Raw genomic sequence first — 26,960 nt, forward strand, 5'->3', positions numbered from 1 at the left:
CAGCTCTCAGGCGATGCCGAGTTCGTCCGTGATGAATGCCAGGACCTCGTCGGTCGTGGCGTCCTGCAGTCGTTCGTTGACGTTCTCGCCGCTGTCGCCGCCCGCGCCGGCACGCAAGTTCCTGAACCGGGAGAGCAGTTCCTCCAGGCGGGCGGTGACGGCGGCGTGGACGCTGTCGTCGAGGGACACCTCCGGCAGGTAGCCGTCGAGGCGGTCGAGTTCGGCGAGTACGGCGTCGGCCGGGTCGGTCTGCTCGGGGGCGAACTCGCCGTGGAGCAGCCGGGCCAGCGCCAGCGGGGTCGGGTGGTCGAAGACGGCGGTGGCGGGCAGCCGGACACCGGTGGCGGCGCCGAGCCGGTTGCGGAACTCCACGGCGGTCAGCGAGTCGAAGCCCAGCTCCTTGAAGGAGCGGGTGGCGCCGACCGCCGAGGTGCCGGCGAAGCCGAGCACCGCCGCCGCGTAGGACTGCACCAGGTCGAGCAGCACGGTCTCCCACTCGTCGGTGGGCAGTGCGGCGAGCCGCTTGCGCAGCGCGTCGCCCTGGGCGCCGTCCTCGGCCGCCGACGCGCCCCGGGCGGTGCGCCGGGACGGGCCGCGCACCAGCGAGCGCATCAGCGGTGCCACGGGTCCGTCGCCCGCCTGCGAGCGCAGGCCTGCGGTGCTGAGGCCGATCGGGACGAGAGCGGGCTCCGTCCCGCCGACTCCGGCGTCGAACAGGGCCAGGCCCTGCTCGGGGGTGAGCGGCCGGATGCCGGAGCGGGCCAGCCGCGCCAGGTCCGTGCTCTCCAGGTGCCCGGTCATGCCGCTCGGCTCGGCCCACAGGCCCCAGGCGAGGGAGACGCCGGGCAGCGCCGCGGCCCTGCGGTGGGCGGCGAGGGCGTCGAGGTAGGCGTTGGCCGCCGCGTAGTTGGCCTGGCCGGCGTTGCCGAAGACCCCGGCGGAGGAGGAGAACAGGACGAACGCGTCCAGTTCCGTGCCGGCCGCGACCGTCAGTTCGTGCAGGTGGCGGGCGGCCTCGGCCTTGGGGGCGAGCACCGCGAACAGCTTCTCGGGGGTGAGCTTGCCGAGCGTCGCGTCGTCGAGCACCCCGGCCGCGTGGACCACACCGCGCAGCGGGCGCTCCTGCGGAACGGCCGCGAGGAGCGCGGCGACCGCGTCGCGGTCGGCGACGTCGCAGGCGGCGACGGTGACGGTGGCGCCCGCTGCCTCCAGCTCGGCGGTCAACCCGGCCGCGCCAGGCGCCTCGGCCCCCCGCCTGCTGGTGAGCAGCAGATGCCGCACGCCGTGCTCGCCGACCAGGTGCCGGGCGACGAGCGCGCCCAGACCGCCGGTGCCGCCGGTGATCAGGACGGTGCCGTCGGACTGCCACGGCGCCAGGGCGTCGGCCCGCGCCTCGGCCCGGACCAGCCGGGGGGCGAGGATCTTCCCCTCCCGCAGCGCGAACTCCGGCTCGCCGGTGGCCAGGGCCGCCGCGAGCAGCGCCCGGGAGGGAATGCCGGTGCCGATGTCGGCGAGGACGATCCGGCCCGGGCTCTCGGACTGCGCGGAGCGGACCAGGCCGTGGACGGCGGACTGCGCGAGGTCGGCGATGTCCTCACCGGCCTCGGCGGCGACCGCACCGCGGGTGACGACGACGAGCGTGGTGCCGTCGGTGCGCGGGTCGGCGAGCCACACCTGTAGGTCGCCGAGGGCCTGCATGACGGTGTCCTCGGTGCCGCTCTGCCAGTGCACGGGCGTCAGGACGGTGTCGATGGAACCGTCCAGCTCGTCGGTGCTGAAGATCTCCGGCAGGCCGGGGAAGAGCGGGTCGTCGCCGAACACCGCCCAGTCCCCGGCCGGTTGCGGCTGGTCGCCCGGGGCCGTCACGGCGGTCCACTCGACGCGGAACAGCGAGCCGCGGAAGGGGTCGGAGCCGGCCGGGCCGAGCTGGGCGAGCGCCTCCAGGGGGAGGCGGCGCAGCAGCAGGGAGTCGACGGCGGCGACCGGCGCCCCGGTGGCGTCGGCGACGTTCAGGGTGACGGCGCCGGTGCCGGGCGCGGCGGCGATCCGGACCCGCAGGGCGGAGGCGCCGACGCTGTGCAGCGCGACACCGGACCACGCGAAGGGCAGCCACGGCCCCTCGCCTTCCTCGTTGTCCAGGCCGTTCATGATTCCGGGGGCGCCCAGCGCGATGGCGTGCAGGGCGGCGTCCAGCAGCGCCGGGTGCAGGGCGTAGTCAGCGGCGGCGGAGACCGCCTCGGTGGGCAGCGCGACCTCGGCGAAGAGCTCGCCGTCCCGCCGCCAGGCCGCCCGCAGACCCCGGAAGACCGGCCCGTAGTCCAGGCCGGCGGCGCCCAGGTCCGCGTACAGGCTCTCGGTCGTCAGCGCCTCGGCGCCGGCCGGCGGCCACTGGGTGAGGTCGGGACCGGGTGCCGGGGTGTCGGCCGCCAGCAGACCGCTCGCGTGCCGGGTCCACGGGGTGTCCTCGTCGCTGTCCTCGGGCCGCGAGAAGACGGCCACCGGGCGGTGCCCGTCGGCGGCGGGCTCGTCGACCAGGACGCGCAGCTGGATCTCGCCGCGCTCCGGCAGGACGAGCGGCGCCTCCAGCGTCAGCTCCGCCAGCGTGCCGCAGTCGGCCTCGTCACCGGCCCGCACGGCCAGTTCGAGCAGCGCGGTGCCGGGGACGAAGACGACACCGCCGACCGCGTGATCGCCCAACCAGGGCTGGGACTTGAGGGAGAGCCGGCCGGTGAGCAGGTGACCGTCGCGGTCGGGCAGCGCGACTGCCGCGCCGAGCAGCGGGTGCCCTGCGGGCGTCTGGCCGAGCCCGGCCGGGTCCACGGACCCGGAGACGGCCTCCAGCCAGTACCGCTCGCCCTGGAAGGCATACGTCGGCAGCTCGGTGCGCTCCAGCGTGCGGCCGGCGAAGACCGCCGGCCAGTCGGGGCGTATGCCGTGCGCGACCAGCCGCCCGAGGGAGGTCAGGACGCGGGAGGCGCCGCCGTCGTCGCGGCGCAGCGTGCCGGTGACGATGCCCTCCACGGCGCCCGCGGCTCCGGCGGCGGCCACGGTGTCCTGGACACCGACGGTGAGCACCGGGTGCGGGCTGCACTCCACGAACACCGTGTGACCGGTGAGGGCGAGCGCCCGCACGGCCGGCTCGAACTTCACGGTGTGGCGCAGGTTGCGGTGCCAGTACGTGGCGTCCATCCCGCTGCCGTCGATCAGCCGGTCCTCCAGCGTGGACTACAGCGGGACCCGTCCCACCCGCGGCCGGACAGGGGCGAGCACGTCCTCCAGCTCCTCGCGCAGCGACTCCACGTGGGAGGAGTGCGAGGCGTAGTCCACGTCGATGCGCCGCGCCCTGATGGTGCGCCGCTCGCAGGTGGCGAGCAGTTCGTCGAGCGCGCCGGGGTCGCCGGAGACGACGGTGGACGACGGCCCGTTGTTCGCGGCCACCGAGATCTGTCCGGGCCAGGCGGTCAGCAGCTCCTCGGCCTCGGCGACGGGCAGCGGCAGGGAGACCATGCCGCCGGTGCCGGCGAGGCCGACGAGCGCGAGGCTGCGCAGGGTGACGACGCGGGCTGCGTCCTGGAGGCTGAGCGCCCCCGCGACGCACGCGGCGGCGATCTCGCCCTGCGAGTGGCCCACGACGGCGGACGGCCGGACGCCGAGCGACTCCCAGAGCGCGGCGAGCGAGACCATGACCGCCCAGAGGGCGGGCTGCACCACGTCGACACGCTCCAGGGACGCGGCGCCCTCGACACCGCGCAGCACGTCCAGCAGCGACCAGTCGGTGAACTCGTCGGCCGCTGCCGCGCAGGCTTCGAGGCGTGCCCGGAACACCGGCGAGGTCTCCAGGAGTTCGGCGGCCATGCCGATCCACTGCGAGCCCTGGCCGGGGAAGACGAAGACCGTCTTGCCGGGGGCACCCGCGACGCCCTCCTCCACCCCGGCGGCGGGAACGCCGTCGGCGATGTCCTTCAGCGCCTGGATCAGGGCGGGACCGTCCGCCCCGACGAGCACCGCGCGGTGCTCGAAGGGCGTGCGGGTGGTGGCCAGCGCGTGCCCGATGCTGCCGAGGGCGGTGGCGCCGAGTTCGGGCCCGCCCGCCAGGTGGGCGTGCAGCCTGCGGGCCTGGGCGCGCAGCGCGATCTCGCTGCGGCCGGTGAGCAGCCACGGCACGGGGGCGGTGTCGGTGGCGGTGAAGGGCGCGAGGGTGTCCGGTTCCTCCACGGTCACCGGCTCGATCGCCGGCGCCTCCTCCAGGATGACGTGCGCGTTGGTCCCGCTGAACCCGAAGGCGGAGACGCCCGCCCGGCGGGCGCCGGACCCACCGCGCGGCCAGGGCCGCGCCTCGGTGAGCAGTTCCACGTTCCCCGCGGACCAGTCGATGTGCGGGCTGGGCTCGCCGACGTGCAGCGTCGCCGGCAGCTCCTCGTGGCCGAGCGCGGTGACCATCTTGATGACGCCCGCGATACCCGCCGCGGCCTGCGTGTGACCGAGGTTGGACTTCACCGAGCCCAGCCACAGCGGCTGGTCCGCGGGCCGGTCCTGGCCGTAGGTCGCGATGAGCGCCTGCGCCTCGATCGGGTCGCCGAGCCGGGTACCGGTGCCGTGCGCCTCCACCGCGTCGATGTCGGCGGCGGCCAGCCCGGCGGAGGCGAGCGCCTGGCAGATGACGCGCTGCTGTGAGGGGCCGTTGGGGGCGGTGAGCCCGTTGCTGGCACCGTCCTGGTTCAGGGCGCTCGCACGCACCACGGCGAGGATGTCGTGCCCGTTGCGCTGCGCGTCCGAGAGCCGCTCGACGAGGATCATGCCGACGCCCTCGGCCCAGCCGGTGCCGTCCGCCGTGGAGGCGAACGCCTTGCAGCGGCCGTCGGCGGCAAGACCCCGCTGGCGGCTGAAGTCGACGAACGTGTCGGGGGTGGCCATGACGGTGACGCCGCCGGCCAGCGCCAGCGTGCACTCGCCGCGCTGCAGGGCCTGGATCGCCAGGTGCAGGGCGACCAGGGACGAGGAGCAGGCCGTGTCGACGGTGATCGCCGGACCCTCCAGGCCCAGTACGTACGAGACGCGCCCCGACAGCACCCCGGCGGACGTTCCCGTCCCGAGGAAGCCGTCGACGCCCTCGGGCAGTTCGCCGAGCCGGGTGCCGTAGTCGTGGTAGATCACCCCGGCGAAGACACCGGTCGACGTGCCGCGCAGCGTGGCCGGGTCGATCCCGGCCCGTTCCAGCGCCTCCCACGACGTCTCCAGCAGCAGCCGCTGCTGCGGGTCCATGGCGAGCGCCTCACGCGGGCTGATGCCGAAGAACGGGGCGTCGAAGTCGGTGGCGTCGTACAGGAACGCGCCCTGGTCGGTGTACGTGGTGCCGGGGCGCTCGCCCGTCGGGTCGTACAGCGACTCGACGTCCCAGCCGCGGTCGTCGGGCAGCCCGGCCATCGCGTCGGTGCGGGTGGAGAGGAGTTGCCACAGGTCCTCTGGGGAGCGCACCCCGCCGGGGAACCGGCAGCCCATGCCGACGATGGCGATGGGTTCGTCACCGGAGATCGACGTGGTGGCCACCGGGCCCGCGCTGTTGGCGGCCTGGTCCCCGACGAGGTCGCCGACGAGCTCGGTGCGCAGGAACGTGGCGAGCACGTCCGGCGCCGGGTAGTCGAAGACGAGCGTGGCGGGCAGCCGCAGGCCGGCCGCGGAACCGAGCCGGTTGCGGAACTCCACACCGGTCAGCGAGTCGAACCCGAGGTCCTTGAAGGCCCGGGACGGGTCGATGGCCTCGGCGCCGGAGTGGCCGAGAACGGCCGCGACATTGCCGCGCACCAGGTCGAGGAGGAACTCCTCCTGCTCGGCGAGGGTCATCGCGGCCAGCCGCGGACCCAGCTCCAGCGCGGCCCCGCCGGTGGCGGCACGGGCGGCACGGCGGGCCGGGGCCCGTACCAGCGCCCGCAGCAGCGGCGGCACCTCGTCGGGCGCGGCGGTCGCCGACAGCTCCAGGTGCAGGGGGACGAGGGCGTGCGCGGCCAGACCGACGGCCGTGTCGTACAAGGCCAGGCCCTCGGCGCTGCTGAGCGCCGCAGCGCCGGAGCGCGCCAGCCGCTCCCGGTCGGCCGCCTCCAGGACGTCGGCCATGCCGCCGCCCTCGGAGGCCCAGGCACCCCAGCCCAGCGACAGCGCGGGCAGTCCCGCGCCGCGCCGGTGCGCGGCGAGCGCGTCCAAGTAGGCGTTGGCGGCCGCGTAGTTGCCCTGGCCGGGGTTGCCGAACGTGCCGGCCGCCGACGAGAACAGCACGAACGCGGCGAGGTCCAGACTTCGCGTCAGCTCGTGCAGGTGGCGTGCCGCGTCGGCCTTCGGGCCGAAGACCCGGTCGACGCGCTCGGGAGTGAGCGACGCGAGGATGCCGTCGTCGAGCACACCCGCCGCGTGCAGCACGGCCGTCAGGGGGTGCGCCGCCGGGATCGCGGCAAGCGTGGCGGCCAGCGCGTCGCGGTCCGCGGCGTCGCAGGCGGCGACGGTGACGGTGGCGCCCGCTTCCGTGAGTTCGGCCGCGAGTTCGGCCGCCCCCGGCGCCTTGAGGCCACGGCGGCTGGTGAGCAGCAGGTGGCGTACGCCGTACTCGGTGACCAGGTGGCGGGCGAGCAAGCCACCGAGGGCGCCGGTGGCGCCCGTGATCAGCACCGTGCCCTCCGGGGCGAGCGGCGCGGACACGGTCAGGACGAGCTTGCCGGTGTGCCGGGCCTGCCCCATGTGGCGGAACGCCTCGGGCGCCTGCCGGACGTCCCAGGCGGTGACGGGCAGAGGGGACAGGGCGCCGCTGTTGAAGAGCTCCAGGAGGGCGGCGTACATCTCCTGGATCCGCTCGGGACCCGCGTCCATGACGTCGAACGCCTGGTACGCGACGCCCGGGTGCTCGGCGGCCACGGTCTCCGCGTCCCGGATGTCCGTCTTGCCCATCTCGACGAAGCGTCCGCCGCGCGGCAGCAGCCGCAGCGACGCGTCCACGAACTCGCGGGCGAGGGAGTCCAGCACGACGTCCATGCCGCGCCCGCCGGTCGCGTCGAGGAAACTCCGCTCGAAGTCCAGGGTGCGGGACGAGGCGATCCGGTCGTCGGTCAGACCGAGGCCGCGCAGCGTCCCCCACTTGCCGGTGCCGGCCGTGCCGTACACCTCGGCGCCCAGGTGGGTGGCGAGCTGGACGGCGGCGATGCCGACGCCACCGGCAGCCGCGTGGATGAGGATCCTCTCGCCGGCCCGCAGTCCGGCCAGGTCGTTGAGCGCGTAGTACGCCGTCAGGTAGACCACGGGCGCGGCGGCGGCCTCGGCGAACGTCCAGCCGATCGGCATGGGCGAGACGAGCCGGTGGTCGACCACCGCGAGCGGCCCGAACGCACCGGAGAACAGCCCCATCACCCGGTCGCCGGGAGCAAGACCTCTGACGCCGGGGCCGGTCTCCACGACCACACCGGACGCTTCGAGACCGAGCCGGCCCGCGTCGCCCGGATACATGCCGAGCACGTTCATCACATCGCGGAAGTTCACGCCCGCCGCGCGGATCGCGACCCGGATCTGGCCCTCGGCGAGCGGCTCGGCCGCCTCGGGGAAGTCGGCGACGAAGATGCTGTCGAGGGTCCCGCTCTCGGTGAAGTCCAGCCGCCAGGGGGCCGTTTCGGAGGAGGGGGGAGGCGTGCGCAGGCTGTCGGCGGGCGAGCTGCGCAGAAGGCGCGCGGTGTGCGCCTGGCCGGCGCGCAGCGCCAACTGCGTCTCGTCGGCGGCAATCGCGGCGGCCACGGCAGGTGCCAGGGCCGCGGCCGAGGCCGGGGTGCCGTCGATGTCCACAAGGATGATGCGGTCCGGATATTCGGACTGCGCGGAACGCGCCAGGCCCCACACCGCCGCCGCACCAGGGTCGGCGACGGCGTCGCCGGGAGCGGCCGCCAGGGCGCCGCTGGTGACGAGCACCAGCCGGGAGCCTGGGGGCTGATCGGCGTCCAGCCACTGCTGGAGGAGCGCCAGGGCGCTGTGCACGGTAGCGCTGATCGACGGGGAGGCGGGGGCGGTTCGGAGGGTGGTGAACTGGGCCAGGGTCAGCGTGGCCTCCTCGGTGCTGGCCGCCAGGACCTCCCCCGCCTCGGTCAGCGCATCGGCAAGAGCGAACGGGTCGTCGCCGATCAGGGTCCAACTGTCGCCGGTTATATCGGGTACAGGGGTGTCGGCGACCTGGAACGGGGTCCAGTCGAGCCGGAACAACGACTCGTGGTGGCCGGCGCCGCCGGCGTTCGCCGTCAGCTGGTCCACCATGAGGGCGCGCAGCACCAGCGAACCCACCGACGCGACCGGGGAGCCGGCCGCGTCGGCCAGCTGAAGCGCCACACCGCCGCCGGAGGCCGCGGGCGACACCTTGATCCGCAGAGACGTCGCGCCCGCCGCGTACAGGGCGACGTCCGACCAGGCGAAGGGCAGCTGCGGCACGCTGCCGTCCTCGACGAAGTCGCCGAGGCTGATCGCGTGTAGCGCGGCGTCCAGCAGCGCCGGGTGCAGCCCGAACGAGTCGGTGTCCGGGGCGTCCTCGGGCAGTGCGATGTCAGCGAAGACGTCGTCCCCGTGCCGCCAGGCGGCCCGCAGGCCCTGGAAGAGCGGGCCGTACTCCAGGCCCGACGAGGCCAGATCGCCGTAGAGGTGACCGATGTCGATCGCGCCGGCGCCCGCCGGTGGCCACTGCGCGAGGTCGAAGGCGGGGTCGGGGGCCGGCACCGAGGCGGTGAGGAGGCCGTCGGCGTGGCAGGTCCAGAGGGCGTCGTCGGGCGCGTCCTCAGGCCGCGAGAAGACGGTGACGGGCCGCAGCCCGCCCGCGTCGGCCTCCCCCGCCTGCACGCGGAGTTGGACGGCACCCTGCTCGCCCAGCCCCAGCGGCGCCTGGAGCGTCAGCTCCTCGACGGTGCCGCACCCGACCTCGTCACCCGCCCGTACGGCGATCTCGACGAGCGCGGCGCCGGGGACGATGACCGTGCCGGAGACGGCGTGGTCCGCCAGCCAGGGGTGGGTGGAGAGCGAGAGCCGCCCGGTGAACAGCACGCTGTCCGTGTCAGGGAGCGTGATCGCCCCGCTGAGGAACGGGTGTCCGCCGGACCGCAGCCCCAACCCGGTCGCGTCACCGGTGGACGCCACCGTGCGCGGCCAGTACTGCCGGTGCTCGAAGGCGTAGGTGGGGAGGTCGACGGGGGTGTGGCCGGTACCGAAGAAGGCCGGCCAGTCGATGCGGCCGCCGCGGGTGTGGAGGGTCGCGAGGGAGGTGACGAAGACCTGTGCTTCGTCGTGGTCGCGGCGGAGGGTGGGGATGAGGGTGGTGGTGTCGGTGGCGGAGTCGGCGGCCATGGCGGTAAGGACCGCGTCCGGGCCGAGTTCCAGGAAGGTGGTGATGCCCTGGTCCTGGAGGGTGGTGATGGCGTCGGCGAAGCGGACGGCTTCGCGGACGTGCCGGACCCAGTAGGCGGGGTCGGTGAGCTCCTCGGCGGTCGCGGCGCGACCGGTCAGCGTCGAGACGATCGGGATCGAGGGCACGCTGTACGTCAGACCGGCGGCGATGGTGCCGAACTCTTCGAGCATCGGCTCCATGTGCAAGGAGTGGAAGGCGTGGCTGACGGTCAGCCGCTTGGTCTTCCGGCCCAGCTCGTCGAAGTGGGCGATGACTTGAGCCACTGCCTCTTCGTCACCGGAGACGACGATGGAGGTAGGCCCGTTGACGGCCGCGATCCCCACCCTCTCCGTCACCTGCGGCAGAACTTCCGCCTCCGTGGCCTGGATCGCCGCCATCGCACCGCCGGGAGGCAGTTCCTGCATGAGCCGGCCACGAGCGGCGACCAGCAGGGCCGCGTCCTCCAACGACCAGACGCCCGCGACATGAGCCGCTGCCAGCTCACCGATGGAGTGACCGGCCAGCACCTGCGGCCGGACCCCGAAGGACTCCAGCAGCCGGAACAACGCCACTTCCAGCGCGAACAGCGCGGGCTGCGTGAAGCCCGTCTCGTTCAACCGGTCGCCGTCATCCGCGAACAGCACCTCAAGCAGCGGCAGTTCCAGACGGTCGCCGAACGCCGCCACCACCTCGTCCAGCGCTGAGGCGAACGCAGGGAACGCCGCGTACAGCTCGCGTCCCATCCCCGCCCGCTGGCTGCCCTGCCCGGTGAAGAGGAATCCCAGCGGCCCGGAGCCGGCCGTCCCGCGTACCGTGCCGGCGGCGGTGCCGCCTTCCGCGAGGGCGGTCAGGCCGGCGATCAGGCCGTCGCGGTCGGCGGCGACGATGCCCGCGCGGTGGGTGAAGGCCGAGCGGGTGGTGGCGAGCGCGGATCCGACGGCCGCCGGGTCCAGCTCCGGGTCGGCCAGGACGAAGGCGCGGAGCCGGGCGGCCTGCGCCTGGACGGCGTCCGGCGTCTTGCCTGACAGCACCCACGGCACCACCGGCACTACCGGCATCACCGGAAGATCAACAGCCGCCACGTCCCCGGCCCCGGACTCCGCCGGGGCCTCCTCCACGATCACGTGCGCGTTCGTCCCGCTGATCCCGAACGACGACACCCCCGCCCGCCGCGGACGCTCCCCCGCCGGCCACGGCTGCGCCTGCGTCAGCAGTTCCACGGACCCCGCCGACCAGTCGACGTGCGAGCTCGGCGCGTCCACGTGCAGGGTGCGGGGCAGTTCCTCGTGCCCGAGCGCCAGCACCATCTTGATGATGCCCGCGACACCCGCAGCAGCCTGCGTGTGCCCCAGGTTCGACTTCACCGAACCCAGCCACAGCGGCCGGCCCTCCGGGCGGTCCTGCCCGTACGTCGCCAGCAGCGCCTGCGCCTCGATCGGGTCACCCAACCGGGTGCCCGTGCCGTGCGCCTCGACGGCGTCGATGTCCTCGGCCGAGAGCCGGGCGCCGGCCAGGGCCTGCCGGATGACGCGCTGCTGCGAGGGTCCGTTGGGGGCGGTCAGCTGGCTGCTCGCACCGTCCTGGTTGACCGCGCTGCCGCGCACAACGGCCAGTACGTGGTGGCCGTTGCGGCGTGCGTCGGAGAGTCGCTCCAGGACGAGGACGCCGACGCCTTCACCCCAGCCCGTTCCGTCGGCTGCGTCGGCGAACGGCTTGCAGCGGCCGTCGGCGGCGAGGCCGCGCTGCTGGCTGAAGTCGACGAAGGTGTCGGGGGTCGCCATGACCGTCACGCCGCCCGCGAGGGCCAGCGAGCACTCGCCCTGGCGCAGCGCGGAGGCGGCGAGGTGCACGGTGACGAGGGAGGAGGAGCAGGCGGTGTCCACGGTCACGGCCGGGCCTTCGAGGCCCAGGGTGTAGGAGACGCGGCCGGACAGGACGCTGCCCGCGGTGCCGGTGCCCAGGAAGCCCTCGACGCCTTCGGGGACGACCGTGCGGTCGGTGCCGTACTCGTGGTACATGATGCCCGCGAAGACGCCGGTCGAACTGCCGCGCATGGTCGCGGGGTCGATGCCCGCACGCTCGAACGCCTCCCAGGACGCTTCGAGGAGCAGGCGCTGCTGGGGGTCGGTGGCCAGCGCCTCGCGGGGGCTGATGCCGAAGAACTCGGCGTCGAACTCCGTGGCATCGTGGACGAAGCCGCCTTCGCGGGAGTACGTCTTGCCGGACGCCTCGGTGTCCGGGTCGGGGTCGTAGATGCCCTCGATGTCCCAGCCGCGGTCCGACGGGAAGTCCGATATCGCGTCGCCGCCCGCGGCGAGCAGGTCCCACAGTTCCTCGGGATTGCGCACACCGCCGGGGAATCTGCAGGACATTCCGATGATGGCAATGGGTTCGCGCTGTTTGTCCTCCTCCGCGCGGAGGCGCCGGCGAGTCTCTTTCAACTCGGCCGTAGCCCGCTTGAGGTAGTCGAGGAGCTTTTCTTCATTCGACTCTTTCGACACGTGGGCCACCTCATGAGGAAGAACTGGAACAGCCATTCGTTCCGGCCACGCTATTTCGGCCCTTACGGACCAACCACCCCTGCCCACCCCTATCCGGTGACGGCGGTCAGGGGTGGGCAGGGGTGGGCAGCGGTGGATGGAGGGTTTCCCGGAAACACCTCGGGGGCCGCGGCACCCCGCCAAGGATGCCGCGCCCCCGATGTGTTGCTGAAAGCCCTCTTCTGCCGGTCAGCCGACCGGGACCAGGAGCCCCGACAGGGTGCCCCACAGGGCCCCCGGCGTCTCGAACGTCTCCATGGCCAGCGCGTCGTCGGTGAACTTGACGTCGTACGCGTTCTCCAGCGCGATCAGGAGGTCGACGATGCCGAGGGAGTCGAGGCCGAATTCCCGGAGGTCGAGCTCGGGGGTGAATTCAGCGTCCTCCGGCAGGAATGAGAGATGGGGCCTGACGATTTCTTCGAACTGGGCGTCCCACATGTGATGCTTCCTTTCCGTCCCGTCGGTACCGTCAGTCCCGGGCCAGGATCATTTCGACCACGCTGTGCTCCGTGGACAGGTGCTTGATCGAGCGGATTTCGAAGCCGGCGCCTTCCGCCTGCTTGCGCATGTCCGGCTCGGAGCGGATACGGGTGCCCTCTTCGCAGACGACCATCTGGAAGAGCGAGCGGATCGCGGACGCGTTGTCGTGTCCGAGCAGCGGCTCGATGACGAAGAGCACCGGCTCCGCAGCGAGGCCCTCGGAGTCCTCGACGGTGCGGACCATGGCCTTGCGCACGGTCTCCAGGATCTTGACGCTGCTGTCCGGGCTCCAGTTGTGCAGCACGTTCTTGAGGAAGTACGCGTCGCCACCCGCCGGGACCTCCGCGAAGAAGTCCGACTCGACGAACGTCAGCCGGCGGATGAGGTCCTCGTTGCCGGTGGCGGCGAGTTCCTTGGTACCGCGCTCGGCGACGTCGCCGCGGTCGGCGACGACGCCTTCGACGTCGGGGTGCGCGCCCAGGATGCCCTTGAGCAGGTGGCCGGTGCCGCCGCCGATGTCGACGACCTTGCGGATCCAGGAGAAGTCGAAGTCACGGGCGAGCTCGGCGGCGGCCGGGCGGGTGATGTCCGCCATGGCCTTGTCGTAGATCTCGCCGGCGTCGGTGTCCTGGTCCATGTAGGCGTAGATGGAGCCGCCGTACTCGGACTGGGAGGCGGGCTTGCCGGTCTTGACGGTCGTCAGCAGGTCGCGCCAGACGTCGTAGTACATCTCGCCGCCGAGTACGCACCAGTAGCGCATCGACTCCGGGTGGTCGTCGCGCAGCGGCTGCGACGTCTCGGTGTGCTCGAAGGTGCCGTCCTCGTTCTCCTTGAAGACACCGACGATGCCGAGCACCCGCAGCAGGTACAGCACCCCGTCCGGGTCGGAGTCGGTGAGCTGCGCGAGCTCCGCGGGCGACTTGGGACCGTCCGCGAGGTGGTCGGCGATACCGAGCCGGGCGGCGACGCTGAGCGAGCGGGAGATCCACCCCATGCCCGCGAGTTGCAAGAGCGACATCGTGTTCATCCTCTACTGGTTGACGACAGAAGGGCAGGAGGGACCTACGGGAGCTGTGGAAGCTGTGGGAGCTATGGGTCCTACGTGGTGGAGAGCGAAGGGGCGGGGGCGGGGGCGGCGGAGTCTTCTGAGACAGCCGCGGCCAGCCGCAGCGCGGTCCGGTGGTCGACCACGTCCTGGAGGCTGAAGCGGACCCCGCTCCTGCGGGCCTTGTTGGCCACCTGGGCGGCGCCCAGGCTGGTGCCGCCCAGCGCGAAGAAGTCGTCGTCGACGCCGACCCTGGCCGCGCCGGAGTACCGGGCGAACAGCTCGCACAGCAGTGTCTGGGGCTCGGTCCACGGCGCGCGGAACGCGGTGAGGGAGGCGAAGCGGGGTACCGGCAGGGAGCCGGCCTCCAGCTTGCCGTTGGCGTTCAGCGGGAGGGCGTCCAGGGTGAGGATCACGCTGGGGACCATGTAGTCGGGCAGCGTCTCGGCGGCGTACGCGGAGAGCCGGCCCACGTCGATGCCGCCCTGTGACGCCGGCACCACGTAAGCGATCAGATGCGCGTCACCGCCGCGCTCCTGATGGACCGTCACCGCGGCTCGCCCGACCTCCAGCCGGCGCAGCAGCGCGGACTCGATCTCGCCCAGCTCGATGCGGAAGCCGCGGATCTTGACCTGGCCGTCGAAGCGGCCGAGGAATTCCAGGGTGCCGTCGGCGGAGCGCCGTACCCGGTCGCCGGTGCGGTACATCCGCGATCCGGGGGCGCCGAACGGGTCGGCGACGAAGCGTTCCGCGGTCAGTCCCGGCCGGTTGAGGTAGCCGCGGGCCAGTTGGCCGCCCGCGATGTAGAGCTCGCCGGTCTCCCCCGCCAGGACGGGCCGCAGCGAGCCGTCCAGGACGTGGAGTTCGCTGGTGTGGGTGGGGCGGCCGATGGAGACCGCGCCGGGCGGCAGCTCGTCGGTGGGCGCAAGGATGTGCACGCAGCAGCCGACGGTGGCCTCGGTCGGGCCGTACTCGTTGACGACGGTCACGCCGGGGTTGTCCTTGCGGAACGTCGCGACGGTCTCGGAGAGCAGCAGCTCACCGCCCACCACGAGTTCGCCGGTGGGCGCGGACTCGGGCGGCAGCGTCGCGAGCAGCGCCATGTGCGACGGGGTGACCTTCAGGAACGTGGGCCGCTCGCGCACCTCCTCCAGCGGGCCGACCTGGACGCGGCCACCGGAGATCAGCGGCGCGTACAGGGTGGTGACCGTCATGTCGAAGGCGACGGAGGAGTGCAGCAGGGCCCGGCCCGCGGCGCTCGGGTAGGTGGTGCGGGCGTAGTCCAGGTAGGCGGCCAGCGGGCGGTGGGTGACGACGACGCCCTTGGGGCGGCCGGTCGATCCCGAGGTGTAGATGACGTACGCCGGGTTGTCCGGGCGCAGGGGCGCGATCCGGTCGGGGTCGCGGGGGTCGGTGGCCGGCGCCCCCGCGATGCGGGCGGCGGTCTCCGGGTCGTCGAGCGCGATCACCGGCTGGTCGCCGGTGGCGGTGCCGGCTTCCGCGGCGGTGGTCACGAGCAGCGCGGGCCGGGCGTCGGCCATCATGAACGTGAGGCGTTCGGCCGGGTTGTCCAGGTCGAGCGGCAGGTAGGCGGCCCCGGCCTTGAGCACGGCGAGGAACGCGACCACCAGGTCGAGCGAGCGGCGCATCCCGACGGCGACGAGCTGCTCGGGGCCCGCGCCGCCGGCTATGAGGTGGTGCGCGAGACGGTTCGCCCGGGTGTTCAGTTCGGCGTAGGTGAGCTCCGTGCCGCCCCCGGAGACGGCGATGCCCTGCGGTGTTCGCCGTACCTGCGCCTCGATCAGGGCGGGCAGCAGCCCGCGGTCCGTGCGGTCGTCCGTGCCGGTCCCGCCGGGACCGGCGTCGATTCCCCCGTGGTCAGCCATGGGTCACCTGCCTGCGGTCGTTGATTCGGTGCGGTCGCCGGAGAGCAGCTCCGACAGGGCGCGGGCGACGCCGTTGATGCGCAGCAGGTCGTCGTGGTCGACGTCGAAGCGGAGCTCCCGGCCGACGGGGTACGACGGCGGTCCCGAGGTGAGGGCGGTGCCGCGGGCCCACAGCGGCAGCGGGTCGATGGCGGAGGCCGCGGCCAGGTAGCCGACCAGCGAGCCGAAGACCCCGGCGAGGTCGTCGCGGATGTCGTCGTCGAGTTCGAGGCGCTCCGCGGCGGTGCCGACCGCGCGGGTGAAGATCAGGGCGAGTTCGGGGCCGACGGCCGGGAGGTCGTCGGCGTAGCGCCGTTCGATCTGCCGTCCCGCCTCGTGGAACGCCGTCAGCTCCTCGGGCATGAGCAGTGACGCGAGGGAGTCGCCGGCGGCGTGGAAGTCCTTGTACAGCCCGGCGGTGTTGGGCAGTTCCGGGTCGAACAGCACGAGAGCGGGGGTGTCCTGCCACGCACCGATCCGTTCGGCCAGCGCGGCGGCGAAGACCGCTCCCGCGCAGTAGCCGAGGACGGCGGTGACGCGGCGGCCGCTCTCCCGTACGTCGGTGAGCCACCAGTCGACGTAGCCGTCGAGGGCGACCGCGTCGTCCGCCGTCGGCGGGAGCGTCGTCCAGAAAGCGGCGGCGGGCGGGTCCAGTCGGGGGGCGAGGTCGGCGAAACTCGCCTGGGTGCGCCCGCTGGTGCTGAAATCGACCGACAGAATCAATTCGTCCCGGTCGCCTTTTGCCAGCGATTTCCATGAAAGGAGACTCACGTGATTCCCTATCCAGCCGATTCCAGGAATTCTTCCGTTGGCACGACGCTAGACGAAAGGTGCTGACGGGCGGACCCCCTACGGCCGCCCCCCCGCACCCCTAACCGTCCCGCTCAGCGCGCGACCGCGACGCCCATCCGCCGGGTGATGGCGTCGAGTACTTCCTTCGGCCGGTCGGCGAGGTAGAAGTGGCCGCCGCCGGGGAACACCTGGACCTCGCACGCGCCGGTGGTGTGGTCGCTCCAGGCCGCGGCCTCGGCGAGCGTGGTGGTCGGGTCGTCGTCGCCGACGAAAACGGTGACGGGGCAGTCGACCCGCACCCCCGCGTCCGCACGGTAGGTCTCGACCGCCTTGTAGTCGTTGCGGATCGAAGGGAGGGCGAGCCGCATGATCTCCTCGTTGCCCAGCACCCGCGCGTCGGTCCCGCTGAGCTTGCGCAACTCCGTGATCAGGCCCTCGTCGTCCTTCTGGTGCACCCGGTCGGGGCGGGTGCGGGACGGGGCGCGGCGGGCGGAGGCGATCAGCCGGGCGGGCGCGGGCAGACCGGCGTCCGCCATGCGGCGGGCGACCTCGAAGGCCACCGTGGCGCCCATGCTGTGCCCGAAGAACGTCAGCGGCTCGTCGGCGAACTCCCGCAGGTCCTCGAAGACCCGGTCCGCGAGCTCACCGATGGTGTCGAGGAGCGGTTCCTTGCGCCGGTCCTGCCGGCCCGGGTACTGCACGACGAGTACGTCGATGTCCGGGGCGAGCGCCTGCGACACGGGGAAGTAGAAGCTCGCCGATCCGCCGGCGTGCGGGAAGCAGACGAGACGCGGGGTGCCGGCGAGGGCGGTGTGGTAGCGCCGGATGGACTGGTTGTCCGTGGTACGGGTGGTGCTGGTCATGGTGTCTCCTCACAGAGGGGGCGGGGTGGGCAGCAGTGGGCCCTGGTCCACCGGGAGTTCGGGAAGGAAGCCGAACAGCATCGAGGTGAGCCCCCACATCCCGGTGAACTCCGCGACCTCGGCGTCGTCGACGTCCACGCCGGTGTCGCGCAGCGCGGCGGCGAGCCACCGCTGCTTCTCCGGGTCGCCCGGGGACGCCTGCGGTTCCGCGACCGGTACGGCGGCGGGCAGCGATCCGGCCGCGAGGTCGGGGCGGCGCAGGTGCCAGTTGGTGGCCGACTGGTAGACGTCGGCCAGCGCCGCGAGGCCGAAGTCGCTCCACGGCAACCCCGCGAGCTGCAGCGACAGCGGCATCCCGTCGCCGCCGAAGCCCATCGGGACGGCGACCGCGGGGAAGCCGACGGCGCTCCACAGGCCGGGCAGCCAGGAGACGGTGCCCAGCGCGGCGGGGTCGTCGTAGCGGGGTGCGGTGGTCGGCCAGGTCGGGGTGGCCATCGCGTCGAGCCCTTCGAAGCGCTCGCGCAGGCTCGCGGCGGCCGCGGCGCGGACCCGCTGGGCGTGCAGGTAGGTCGGCGCGCCGACGAGGCCGCCGAGGACGGCGGTCCGGCGGAACGGCCGCCCGTACTCCGCCCAGCGGGTGCGCAGTCCGGCGCCGTGCAGCTCGAACGCCTCCGCGAGGAGGGTGATGAACTGCGCCGCGAACAGCGGGTACACCTCGGGCAGTTCCACGGTGACGATCTCGGCGCCGGCTTCCCGCAGCTCCTCCAGGGCTCCGGCGAACGCCGCCGCGCAGTCCTCCGACAGCTGCGCCGACTCCTCCAGCGCCTTGGCCGGCACGCCGATGCGGGAGCCGCGCAGGTCGGCGCGCCAGGCGGTGGCGTCCGCCCGGCCCGCGAGTACCGCGAGGGTGCTCGCGCACTCCCTGACGTTGCGGGCCAGCGGGCCGACGACGTCCAGCGACCGGCTCAGCGGGCGGCAGCCGCCGTCGGGGACCAGGCCGGGGGTGGGCTTGAAGCCGGTGACGCCGCACAGCGCCGCCGGGATGCGGATGCTGCCGTTGCTGTCCGTGCCGAGGCCGACGTCGAACAGCTCGGCGGGCAGCCCGTTGGCGCTGCCGCAACTGGATCCGCCCGTCCAGCGGTTGATGTCCCACGGGTTGCGCGGCACGGGGAAGTCCAGTGCCGGGTCGGGCCGGCCCAGCGCGTGCTCCGCCATGGTCGTGCGGCCCAGCGGTACCGCGCCCGCCGCCCGCAGCCGGGCGACCGGTACGGCGTCGCGCCCGGCCCACCACTCCGTGTCGTGCACCCGGCTCTGGCAGCTCGCGGGCGCGTCGCGGGTCGCGAAGACGTCCTTCACGCCCAGCGTCAGCCCGTGCAGCGGGCCGGTCTCCGCGCCGGCCGCGACGGCCGTGTCCAGTCGCTCCGCCGCGGCGGCGGCCTGTTCGGTGAACCGGCCGAGGTACGTGCCGAGCACCGGGTCGAGCCGGTCCGCGCGGTCGAACGCCTCTGCCACCCGGGTCCTGACGTCAGCCATTCCCGTCCATCCTGTCCTCGGCCGATCCCCGCGAATACGGATTCCGATTCTAGGTACGGGGAATTGTGGCCCAGACCCCCTTTCCCGCCCCCTAGCACCCCCTGTCGTTCTGCTGTCAGAACTTCCCCCGACTACCGTGAACCCGTCCGGAGGGAACAGGGTGCGACCGTGCCCGTCCGGGCTCAAAAGGCCTTTCTGGCCGGTTCACGGCGGTTCACGGGGAGCCTTCCTTGATAATGGATGTGAATTCCTGGCCGGTCGGCGAGGTCGCGCTCGCCGACGACTCCGGAACCGGCCCGCGGCAGTTGACGAGCCTGGTCCTGGACGTCCTCGGACCGGGGCTCGCGCCCGGTGGACCTCCGCCGCTGTCCGGTGAGCCGCTCGCCGTCCGCACCGGCTGCTACGTTGTCGACCCGCCGTTCTTCGGCAACGGCGACCTCGGCCGGCTCGCGGTGGCCGGGACCGTCAACGCGCTCATCGCGACCGGGGCCGACCCGTACGCCCTGTCGCTCGGGCTGATCGTCGAGGCCGGGACGCCGCTGCACCTCCTGCGGCGGGTGGCGGAGTCCGTCCGGGACACCGCCCACGAGGCCGGGATCGCCGTCGCCGCCGTCGACACCCGGGTGGTGCGCGCGGGCGACGCCGACCGGCTGTTCCTCACCGCGACCGGCATCGGCGTCCACCGCCGCCCGCCGCTGGCGCTGAGCGCCGTGCGGCCCGGCGACCGCATGCTGGTGACCGCGCCGCTCGGCAACCACGCCGTCCATCTGCTGTCGCTGCGCGCCGGACTCGGCTTCGAACACCACGTGCCCAGCGACTGCGCCCCGCTGACCTCCCTGCTGAACGGGCTGCCGCCGGACGCGCTCCGGGCCGCCGCCCCGATCACCTCGGGCGGGCTCGCCGCGACGCTGCGCGCCTGCGCGACCGCCTGCGGCCTGACGCTCCGGATCGACGAGGGGGCACTCCCCGTCCAGTACGAGGCCCGGCCCGCCTTCGAACTCCTCGGCCTGTCACCGCTGCACGCCGCGAACGCCGGCTCGTTGTGCCTGTTCGCGCCGCCGGCGGCGGCCGACGCGGTCCTCGCGGCGCTCCGCTGCCACCCGTACGGCCGGCAGGCCGCCATCGTCGGGACGGTCACCGAGGACACCGCCGGGGCCGTCGAGCTCCGCTCCCCCGACGGGCCGGTCCACCGGCTGCCCGCCGGGGTGCCGCCCGGCAGCGCGGAACCGCCCCGGTTGCGCTGAACCAGGAGCGTTCAGGCCGCCGCGACCAGCCGGTCGTAGCCGCGCAGCAGTGTCAGGGCGGCGGCCGTCGCGAGGACGGGAAGCAGGGTGAAGCCGAGCAGGACGCCCAGTTCCGCCGTGGAACTCTGCCCGGCGGACCCGCCGTCGGTGGACGACGCGTAGCCGAAGACCTGGAGGACCAGCCCGTAGAGGAAGGGCGCCAGGGCGAGGCCGAGCATCTCGCCGGTGGTGAAGACGCCGGAGAAGACACCGGCCTGGCGGCGGCCGGTGCGTTCGGTGTCGTGGGCGGTGCGGTCGGTCAGCATCGCGTACAGGAAGAGCAACTGGCCCGCGTGCCCGGTGCCGGTCACGGCGATGGCGAGCGCGACCACGGCGAGCGGCAGGTCGGGCGAGGCGAGCAGGACGGCGCAGCCGGTGATGAAGAGCCCGCAGGCGGCGGTGTAGCCCCGGCGGTTGCCGATCCGGGAGGCGAGGCGCGACCAGAGGGTGACGGTGAGCAGGTTCGGCAGGACGAACGCGCCGACGACCAGCCCGGTGGCGTCCGAATCGTGCAGCACGTGGTCGGTGAAGTACGGCGCCCCGACGAGCAGGAAGCCGGTCGCGAGCGACTGGACGACGCCGCAGCGCAGCAGTGCCCTGACCGGCGCGTTGGCGCGGGCCACGGCGACCTGGTGGCGCAGGCTCGGCTCGCTCGCCAGGACCCGGTCGCCGCGGGTTCCGGCGGTGCCGAGGAAGGCGCCCACCGCGCCGGCGGCGATGACGAGCGCGCCGAACAGGCCGACCCAGCGGTGTCCGGGGATGCCCCCGCCGCCGGCGTCCGCGATGGCGGGGCCCGCCGCGCCCGCGAGGAGGGCGGCGATCCCGATGACGGCCACCCGGCCGCCGACCAGGCGCAGTTGGTCCTGGCGCCGGGTGGTGATCTCGGCGGGCATGGCCGCGTACGGCACCTGGAAGAACGCGAAGGCCGTCGCGGAGAGCAGGAATCCGGCGCCGGTGAACCAGGCGCCCGCCGTGCCGGCCGCGACCCCGGAGAACATGAGCGCGAACGTCAGGGCGGCGGCGAGACCGCCGAGCAGGACGTACGGCCGGCGCGCTCCCCAGCGCGTACGGGTGCGGTCGCTCGCCCGGCCGACCAGCGGGGTGAGTACGGCGTCCCACAGCTTCGGGAGGAGGACGACCGTGCCGGCCAGGGCCGCCCCGATGCCGAGGGTGTCGGTCAGGTAGGGCAGCAGCAGGAGGCCGGGCAGGGTGTTGAACGTGCCGGTGACCAGCGAGCCGGAGGCGTAGCCGAGGCGCAGGCGCGCCCCTGGGACGGCGGGCGCGGCCGGCGGTCGGGGCCGCGGCGGCAGGACAGCTTGTTCGGGTTCGACGGCCGTCATGACGTGCTCCTCCGGCATCGGTCGGGGACGTGGCGGGATGCCGCCAGGCCCACTTGCCCCCGAGCCTGACCAACGGGCAGCCTTGGCGTAAGTCAGGGAATTCCCCCACATGGCACTTCCTGTCGTGCAGGTTCCGGACAGGGGAACGCTCTTGGCCGGGCCCGCGGGTGCGGGCACGCTGCGAGAGCCGGGACCCCCTGGAACCACCGAGGACAGCGAGGACAACGTGCCGCCTGTGGAGACCGCCCTGTCGCAGGCCACCGGCTCCGCGCCGGTCGGCCGTCACCAGGAACTGCTCGTGCTGGAGGAGTCCTTGCGGCTCGCCCGGACGTCGGCGCGGATCGTGTCGCTGGCCGGTGAGCCGTGGGTCGGCAAGTCCCGGCTGCTGGCGGAGCTGATCACGGCGGCGCGCGGCGACGGCTGGACGGTGGCGGCGGGCCGGGCCGGACGGCTCGGCGGGGCCGTGCCGTTCGAGGTGTTCGTCGACGCGCTCGACGACCAGCTGGCGCGTATCGGCCCCGGCCTGGCCGCGCGGCTGGGCCCCCGGGAGGCGGACCGGCTCGCCGGGGTCTTCCCCGCGCTGGCCGCCGGGCGGCCGGAGCCGGCCGCGGCCGCCCCAGCCGACCCGGACGCGTACTGGCTGATCCGCGCGATGCGCACCCTGATCGGGCGGGCGGCGGGCGGGAACGGGCTGCTCCTCGTCCTCGACGACGTGCACCGCGCCGATCCGCTGTCGCTGCAGCTCCTGGACCACCTGGTCCGGCATCCGCCCGAGGCGCCGGTGCTCATCGCGCTCGCCTACCGCGACTCCCCCACCGCACGCCATCTCTCGTCGCTGCGCACCCTGCGGGCCCACGGCGCCGTCCCGTCCTGGCGGCACGTCGACGTGGCCCCGCTCGCGGAGCGGGACGCCGCCGCGCTGCTGCCGGCCGGGCTCGACCCGGTCCGGCGCCAGTTGCTGCTGCGCGACGCGGCCGGGGTGCCGGGGCTGCTGCACGCCCTGCGGGACGCGGGCCGGCTGCCGGTCAACCCCGACGCCGCGTCCGTGGACTTCCGCGCGCTGTCCCCGGATGCCTGGCGGACCGCCTGCGCCGCCGCCGTGCTCGGCGACCCGTTCACTCCCGGCCTCGTCGCCGAGGTGGCCGAACTGCCGCTGGAACGGGTGCTCGGCGCACTCGACGACCTGCAGAGCGAGGGTCTGGTCCGGCCCGACGGCCATCTGCGCCGCTTCCGCTTCCGGCACCCGGCCGTCGCGGGCCTCGTCCTGCGCGCCACGGACGCGGGTTGGCGGTACGGCGCCCAGGGCCGCGCGCTGCGGGCGGCCGCACCGCCCGCCGCCGCGCCCGCACCGCCGTCCCGCAGGCCGATGCCGCTGTCCGCGATGACGGACGCGATGGACGAGGAGCCCCTGACGGCCGGCCTTCCGGACGGGCCGGATGCCGTCGGGCTGGCGTCGCTCAGCCGCCGCGAGGTCCAGGTCGCCGTGCTCGTCAGCGCGGGCTTCACCAACCAGCAGATCGCGGGCCGGATGCAGCTCAGCCCCAAGACCGTGGAGACGTATCTGAGCCGGATCTTCAAGAAGCTCGGTGTGGTGTCCCGTACCCAGGTCGCCCATCTGGTGGGGCGCGGCGGACGCCACCTGTAGCGGGATGCTGGCGAAGGCCCCGCCCTGGGGTCCGGGGGAAGACCCGGGGGCGGGGCTCGCGGGCGCCCGGGGCTCCCCTGCGGGGGAGTAAGGGAGCGGGGGCAGCAGTACGAGCGTGCCCCTGACCTCATGGGCTTCGCTAAAGCCTCACCGGAGGATCAACGGGTGGAGTTCCGGCCGTGCAGCTTGCTGCCACCGCTCCCGGCTGGCCCGGACCCCCCTGGCTCCGGAACCTTGGACGAGGAGACTCCCGACGCCGCATCCGCGGGGAAGAGGCCGGACCAAGGAGACGCCATGACCGTAGAGAGCGCGGCCACCGCCGAACCGGCACTCGGCAACGGCACCCGCCACCTCATCCACTGCCCGCCGTCGTGGGACCACTACCTGCTGGACGCCCCGAGCGTCGGGGAGGAGCACTTCGTCCTGGCCGGTGAGCTGCCGCGGGCGCATCCGCTGTTCAACGACGGTCCCGGCCACTTCCACGACGCGCAGATCGTCACGGAGACGATCCGGGAGATCGGCGAGTTCGTCGGACACCGCTACTTCGGGGTGCCGCAGGACCGGCCGGGTCTCTTCTTCGACTTCCACCTCAACCTCACCGAACTGCGCGCCTGGCGCACCGACTGGGCCGACGCGTCGGTGCCGGGCGCGGCAAGGGTGACGACGAACATCCGGGCGAAGCCCGCGAACACGATGAACGGCGTGCCGCGCGGCCTCGACTTCCACATCGAGGTGAGCATCAACGACCTGCCGTGCTGCACCGGCACGGCGGGGCTGGTCTTCCTCATGCCCCAACTGCACCGCAACCACCTGGCCCACAACCGCCAGGCGCTGCGCGCGGCGCCGGAGCTCGACGACGCCCCGGACGGGGCGCCGCTGCCGGTGGACCCGGCCGAGGTCGGGCGCTGCGCGGTCTCGAACGTCGTGGTCAGCGAGCCGTCGGAGTCCTCGCGGGGCCGGTTGACGACGTGGGTGCTGACGGACAACCCGAATCCGGTCTTCGCTCCGGAGGGCGGCCATCTGTCGGGGACGCACCTGCTGGAGTCGTTGCGCCAGACGTCGCTGCTCGCGGCCGGCCGCGCCTTCGGGCTCGCCCCGGCACGCAGCACGCTGGCCTCCTCCGAGGTGCACTTCCGCAGCTACGCGGAGCCCGGTCTGCCGCTGCGGTGCACGGCGGTGCCGGGGGCGCTCGGGCGGGACGAGTACGGCCGGCCGGCTGTGCCCGTCACCCTGACGGTGACGCAGCGGCGCCGTGCGGTGGCGGAGGCCAGGACCACCGTGGTCCAGGACTTCTGACCCGGCGCCACCGGAGGTGCCGAGGACGTACGGCGCCGGATCATGCACGCGAGCACGCAGAGCGGGACGGGGGTAACGCGATGAGATTCTGGATTCTGGGCCCGATGGAGATCGGTGGGGACGACGGGTCGCCGGCCCGTCCGGACGGCGCCGCCACGCCGGCCGTCTCGTTCACGCCGCGCGCCGCGAAGCTGCGCGTCGTGCTGGCCGCCCTGCTGGTGCGGGCGAACGAGGTGGTGTCCGTCGAGAGCCTGATCGACGAACTGTGGCAGGACAACCCGCCGCGCACCGCCACCACCACCCTCCAGGTCTACGTCTCCCAACTGCGCAAGCTGCTGCACTCCGCCGACCCGGAGCACGGCCGCGACACCCTGCTGACCCGCCCGCCCGGCTACCTGCTGCGGCTGGATCCCGGCCGGCTCGACCTGACCGCGTTCGAGGAGCTGCACGCCCGCGGCCGCAAGGCCCTGGAGGCGGAGGACTGGGTGTCCGCCGCGGAGCTGCAGCAGCGGGCCATCGCGCTGTGGCGCGGGCCGCTGCTCTCCGACACCCCGCACGGCCCGCTGCTGGGCGGCGCGGCGGTGCGGCTGACCGAGGCCCGGATGACGGCGCTCGACCAGCGCGTCCGCGCGGACCTCCAGCTCGGCCGGCACCGCGGACTCGTCGCCGAGCTGCAGTCCCTGGCCTCGGAACACCCGCTGCGCGAGGAGTTCCACGCCCACCTGATGGTGGCGCTGTACCGGACCGGCCGCCAGGCGGAGGCGCTGCGCACCTTCGGGCGGGTGCGCCGCACCCTCGTCGACGAGCTCGCCATCGAGCCCGGCCCCCGCCTCCAGCGGCTGCACCGGCGCATCCTGGCCGGGGACGCGGGGCTGCTGAACGCGGGGAGCAGCGGCGGCGGGTCCGGATCCGCGGCCGCGGAAGCGCCGGCGCCGTCCGCTCCGGAGCGGACGTCCGGGACGGGGTTCCAGGCCGTCACCTCGCTGCCCGCCGCCGACGGAGCGTTCACCGGCCGCGACGCGGTACTCGCCGAGGTGGGACGGCTGCTGCGCGACGCGCCGGCCGGGACCAGCGTCGCCCTCACCGGCAAGCCCGGCGTCGGCAAGACCGCGCTGGCCGTCGAGGCCGCGCACCACAGCGCCGACGCCTTTCCCGACGGACGGATCTTCCTCGACCTGGAGCCCGACCCGGGACAGCCGCTCGGCGCGGCGGACGCGATGGCCCGGCTGCTGCGCCGCGCGGGTACCCGGGTGGTCCTGCCCGCCGAGGCGCAGGACCTCCAGGACGCGCTGCGGGATCTGCTCACCGGCCGGCGGATCCTGCTGGTCCTGGACAACGCCACCTCCGAGGCGCAGGTGCGCCCGCTGCTGCCCGCGACCGCGGGCTCCACCGCGCTGATCACCGGCCGCCGGCTGCCCGCCGGGCTCGGCGGCGTCCGCCCGGTGGTGCTGGACGCCCTCGACCCGGAGGAGTCGCTGCGGCTCTTCGACGCGCTGGCGGGGCCCGGCCCCGCGGCCGCGGAACCCGCGGCGGCCGCCGAGATCGTGGACCTCTGCGGCCATCTGCCGCTCGCCGTGCACATCGCGGCCGCCCAACTGCGCGCCCGGCCGCACTGGACCGCCGGCTCGCTCGCCGCCCGGCTGCGCGACGAACGCTCCCGGCTGACCGAGCTCCAGCTCGGCGACCTCGACGTCCGCGGCACCCTGATGGTCGCCTACCTGGACTCCTCCCCCGCCGCGCAGCGCGCCTTCCGCCTGCTGGGGCTGCTGCCCGCCGGCCCGTTCGGGCTGTGGGCGGCCGCCGCCGTCCTCGGTCTGGAGGAGGGCGAGGCCGGCCGCGTCGTCGAGCAGCTGGTCGACGGGCGGCTGCTGGAGGCATCCCTGCACGACGGCCTCCGCCAGGGCCGCTACCACTTCCACGCCCTGCTGCGGATCCTCGCCACCGAACTCCTCGCCGCCGAGGAGACCCCGGAGTCGGCTCGTGCCGCCACCGAGCGGATGTGCGAGGCGTACACCCGGGCCGCCGAACGCGCCGACGCGGCGCTCACCCCGCGCCCGGTGACCGGACCGGTGGCTGTCCCCGGTCCGGTCACCGACCACCCGCAGGAATGGTTCGCGCGGGAGCAGCCGGCCCTGGTGCACGCCGTCCGCGCGGCGCACGCCGCCGGACTGTGGTCCGCCGCACTGCGCCTCGTCGACGCCATGACCGGCTATCTGGAGGCGCACGCCTCGTGGGCGGACTGGCACTCCACCCACACCCTGGCGCTCGACGCGGCCCGGCACAGCGGCGACCGGCCGGGCGAGGCGCGGATGCTGCGTTCGCTGGGGGACCTCGCCTGGCAGAACCGCCGGCTCACCGAAGCCACCGACCTGTACACCCGGGCCCGCGACACCGCCCTGCTCTGCGACGACGCGTACGAACGGGGCCGCGCCCTGGTCGGCCTCGCCGACCTGCACCTGGACGCCGGCGACACGGCCGCGGCTGCCGCCCTGCTCGAACCGGCCCTGGCCGCCCTCGCCACCCCGGCGGGTGCCCGCGGCCGCTACGACGCGCTGCGCGCGCTGGCGCTGCTCGCCCTGGAGGTGGAGGGCCCGGAAGCCGCCCGCGCCCGGTTCACCCAGTGCCTCGACCTCGCCACGTCGCTCAAGGACCGCCGTCTGGAGGCTTACGCCCGCCGCGCCCTGCGCGCGCTGCGCGGCCCGGCCCCGCCGGCCGGCCGGCCCGTCGACCTCGAAGTCCGGCCGGGCGTCTGGCGCCTGCGCGCCCCGGCACCACGCCGCACGTCCCTTCCGGCCCTCGGCCGTCTGACGGCCCTTACCGCCTGAAC

11 protein-coding genes and 1 pseudogene are annotated in these 26,960 nt (G+C 74.1%); 4 read left to right on the top strand and 8 right to left on the bottom strand.

The genetic code is table 11. The features are described 5' to 3' along the window. Nucleotides 1-6: 6 nt before the first annotated feature. The 7 genes and pseudogenes from O3X23_RS28065 to O3X23_RS28095 all read right to left on the bottom strand — a co-directional run bounded on the left by O3X23_RS28065 (nt 7) and on the right by O3X23_RS28095 (nt 18,569). Nucleotides 7-11,928, bottom strand: a pseudogene (locus O3X23_RS28065) (SDR family NAD(P)-dependent oxidoreductase). Nucleotides 11,929-12,120: 192 nt separating this feature from the next. Beyond that, complete coding sequence (locus O3X23_RS28070; protein WP_138350835.1) at nt 12,121-12,369, bottom strand: phosphopantetheine-binding protein; 249 nt, start codon at nt 12,367-12,369, stop codon at nt 12,121-12,123. Between the two features lie 31 nt (nt 12,370-12,400). After that, on the bottom strand, nt 12,401-13,429 hold the full coding sequence (locus tag O3X23_RS28075; RefSeq protein WP_269274371.1) for a methyltransferase: 1,029 nt from the start codon (nt 13,427-13,429) through the stop codon (nt 12,401-12,403). Between the two features lie 80 nt (nt 13,430-13,509). Beyond that, nucleotides 13,510-15,342, bottom strand: a complete 1,833-nt coding sequence (locus O3X23_RS28080; RefSeq protein WP_269274372.1) for a non-ribosomal peptide synthetase — start codon at nt 15,340-15,342, stop codon at nt 13,510-13,512. A 3-nt stretch (nt 15,343-15,345) separates the two neighbouring features. Next, a complete protein-coding gene (locus O3X23_RS28085) occupies nt 15,346-16,152 on the bottom strand; it encodes a hypothetical protein (RefSeq protein WP_269274373.1) in 807 nt (268 codons plus the stop codon). Nucleotides 16,153-16,265: 113 nt separating this feature from the next. Further along, entirely contained in the window at nt 16,266-17,036 is a 771-nt protein-coding gene (locus tag O3X23_RS28090; protein WP_269274374.1) for a thioesterase II family protein, read from the bottom strand. 9 nt (nt 17,037-17,045) lie between these two features. Further along, nucleotides 17,046-18,569: an amidase gene (locus O3X23_RS28095; RefSeq protein WP_269274375.1), complete on the bottom strand. Its 1,524-nt coding sequence runs from the start codon at nt 18,567-18,569 to the stop codon at nt 17,046-17,048. A gap of 236 nt (nt 18,570-18,805) precedes the next feature. On the opposite strand from O3X23_RS28095, the gene hypE reads away from it, so the two are divergent. Then, nucleotides 18,806-19,813 carry a hydrogenase expression/formation protein HypE gene (gene hypE, locus O3X23_RS28100; RefSeq protein ID WP_269274376.1) on the top strand — a complete coding sequence of 336 codons (1,008 nt, stop codon included), beginning with the start codon at nt 18,806-18,808 and terminating at the stop codon, nt 19,811-19,813. Between the two features lie 11 nt (nt 19,814-19,824). Here hypE and O3X23_RS28105 read toward each other — a convergent pair whose 3' ends face one another. Continuing rightward, nucleotides 19,825-21,192: an MFS transporter gene (locus O3X23_RS28105; RefSeq protein WP_269274377.1), complete on the bottom strand. Its 1,368-nt coding sequence runs from the start codon at nt 21,190-21,192 to the stop codon at nt 19,825-19,827. A 109-nt stretch (nt 21,193-21,301) separates the two neighbouring features. Between O3X23_RS28105 and O3X23_RS28110 the strand changes: the two genes are divergently transcribed. From O3X23_RS28110 to O3X23_RS28120, 3 genes are all read left to right on the top strand, one after another. Then, nucleotides 21,302-22,837 carry a helix-turn-helix transcriptional regulator gene (locus tag O3X23_RS28110; protein WP_269274378.1) on the top strand — a complete coding sequence of 512 codons (1,536 nt, stop codon included), beginning with the start codon at nt 21,302-21,304 and terminating at the stop codon, nt 22,835-22,837. A 294-nt stretch (nt 22,838-23,131) separates the two neighbouring features. Then, nucleotides 23,132-24,133 carry an AfsA-related hotdog domain-containing protein gene (locus tag O3X23_RS28115; protein WP_269274379.1) on the top strand — a complete coding sequence of 334 codons (1,002 nt, stop codon included), beginning with the start codon at nt 23,132-23,134 and terminating at the stop codon, nt 24,131-24,133. An 80-nt stretch (nt 24,134-24,213) separates the two neighbouring features. Then, a complete protein-coding gene (locus O3X23_RS28120) occupies nt 24,214-26,958 on the top strand; it encodes an AfsR/SARP family transcriptional regulator (RefSeq protein WP_269274380.1) in 2,745 nt (914 codons plus the stop codon). Nucleotides 26,959-26,960: the final 2 nt, after the last annotated feature.

The organism is Streptomyces sp. H39-S7 (assembly GCF_027158205.1).
In the GTDB taxonomy this organism is placed as follows: domain Bacteria; phylum Actinomycetota; class Actinomycetes; order Streptomycetales; family Streptomycetaceae; genus Actinacidiphila.

Excerpts from the sequence above, each read along its gene's own strand:
- O3X23_RS28070 (WP_138350835.1), bottom strand. The coding sequence starts at position 12,369 with ATGTGGGACGCCCAGTTCGAAGAAATCGTCAGGCCCCATCTCTCATTC.
- O3X23_RS28075 (WP_269274371.1), bottom strand. The coding sequence starts at position 13,429 with ATGTCGCTCTTGCAACTCGCGGGCATGGGGTGGATCTCCCGCTCGCTC.
- O3X23_RS28080 (WP_269274372.1), bottom strand. The coding sequence starts at position 15,342 with ATGGCTGACCACGGGGGAATCGACGCCGGTCCCGGCGGGACCGGCACG.
- O3X23_RS28090 (WP_269274374.1), bottom strand. The coding sequence starts at position 17,036 with ATGACCAGCACCACCCGTACCACGGACAACCAGTCCATCCGGCGCTAC.
- O3X23_RS28095 (WP_269274375.1), bottom strand. The coding sequence starts at position 18,569 with ATGGCTGACGTCAGGACCCGGGTGGCAGAGGCGTTCGACCGCGCGGAC.
- hypE (WP_269274376.1), top strand. The coding sequence starts at position 18,806 with ATGGATGTGAATTCCTGGCCGGTCGGCGAGGTCGCGCTCGCCGACGAC.
- O3X23_RS28105 (WP_269274377.1), bottom strand. The coding sequence starts at position 21,192 with ATGACGGCCGTCGAACCCGAACAAGCTGTCCTGCCGCCGCGGCCCCGA.
- O3X23_RS28110 (WP_269274378.1), top strand. The coding sequence starts at position 21,302 with ATGGCACTTCCTGTCGTGCAGGTTCCGGACAGGGGAACGCTCTTGGCC.
- O3X23_RS28115 (WP_269274379.1), top strand. The coding sequence starts at position 23,132 with ATGACCGTAGAGAGCGCGGCCACCGCCGAACCGGCACTCGGCAACGGC.
- O3X23_RS28120 (WP_269274380.1), top strand. The coding sequence starts at position 24,214 with ATGAGATTCTGGATTCTGGGCCCGATGGAGATCGGTGGGGACGACGGG.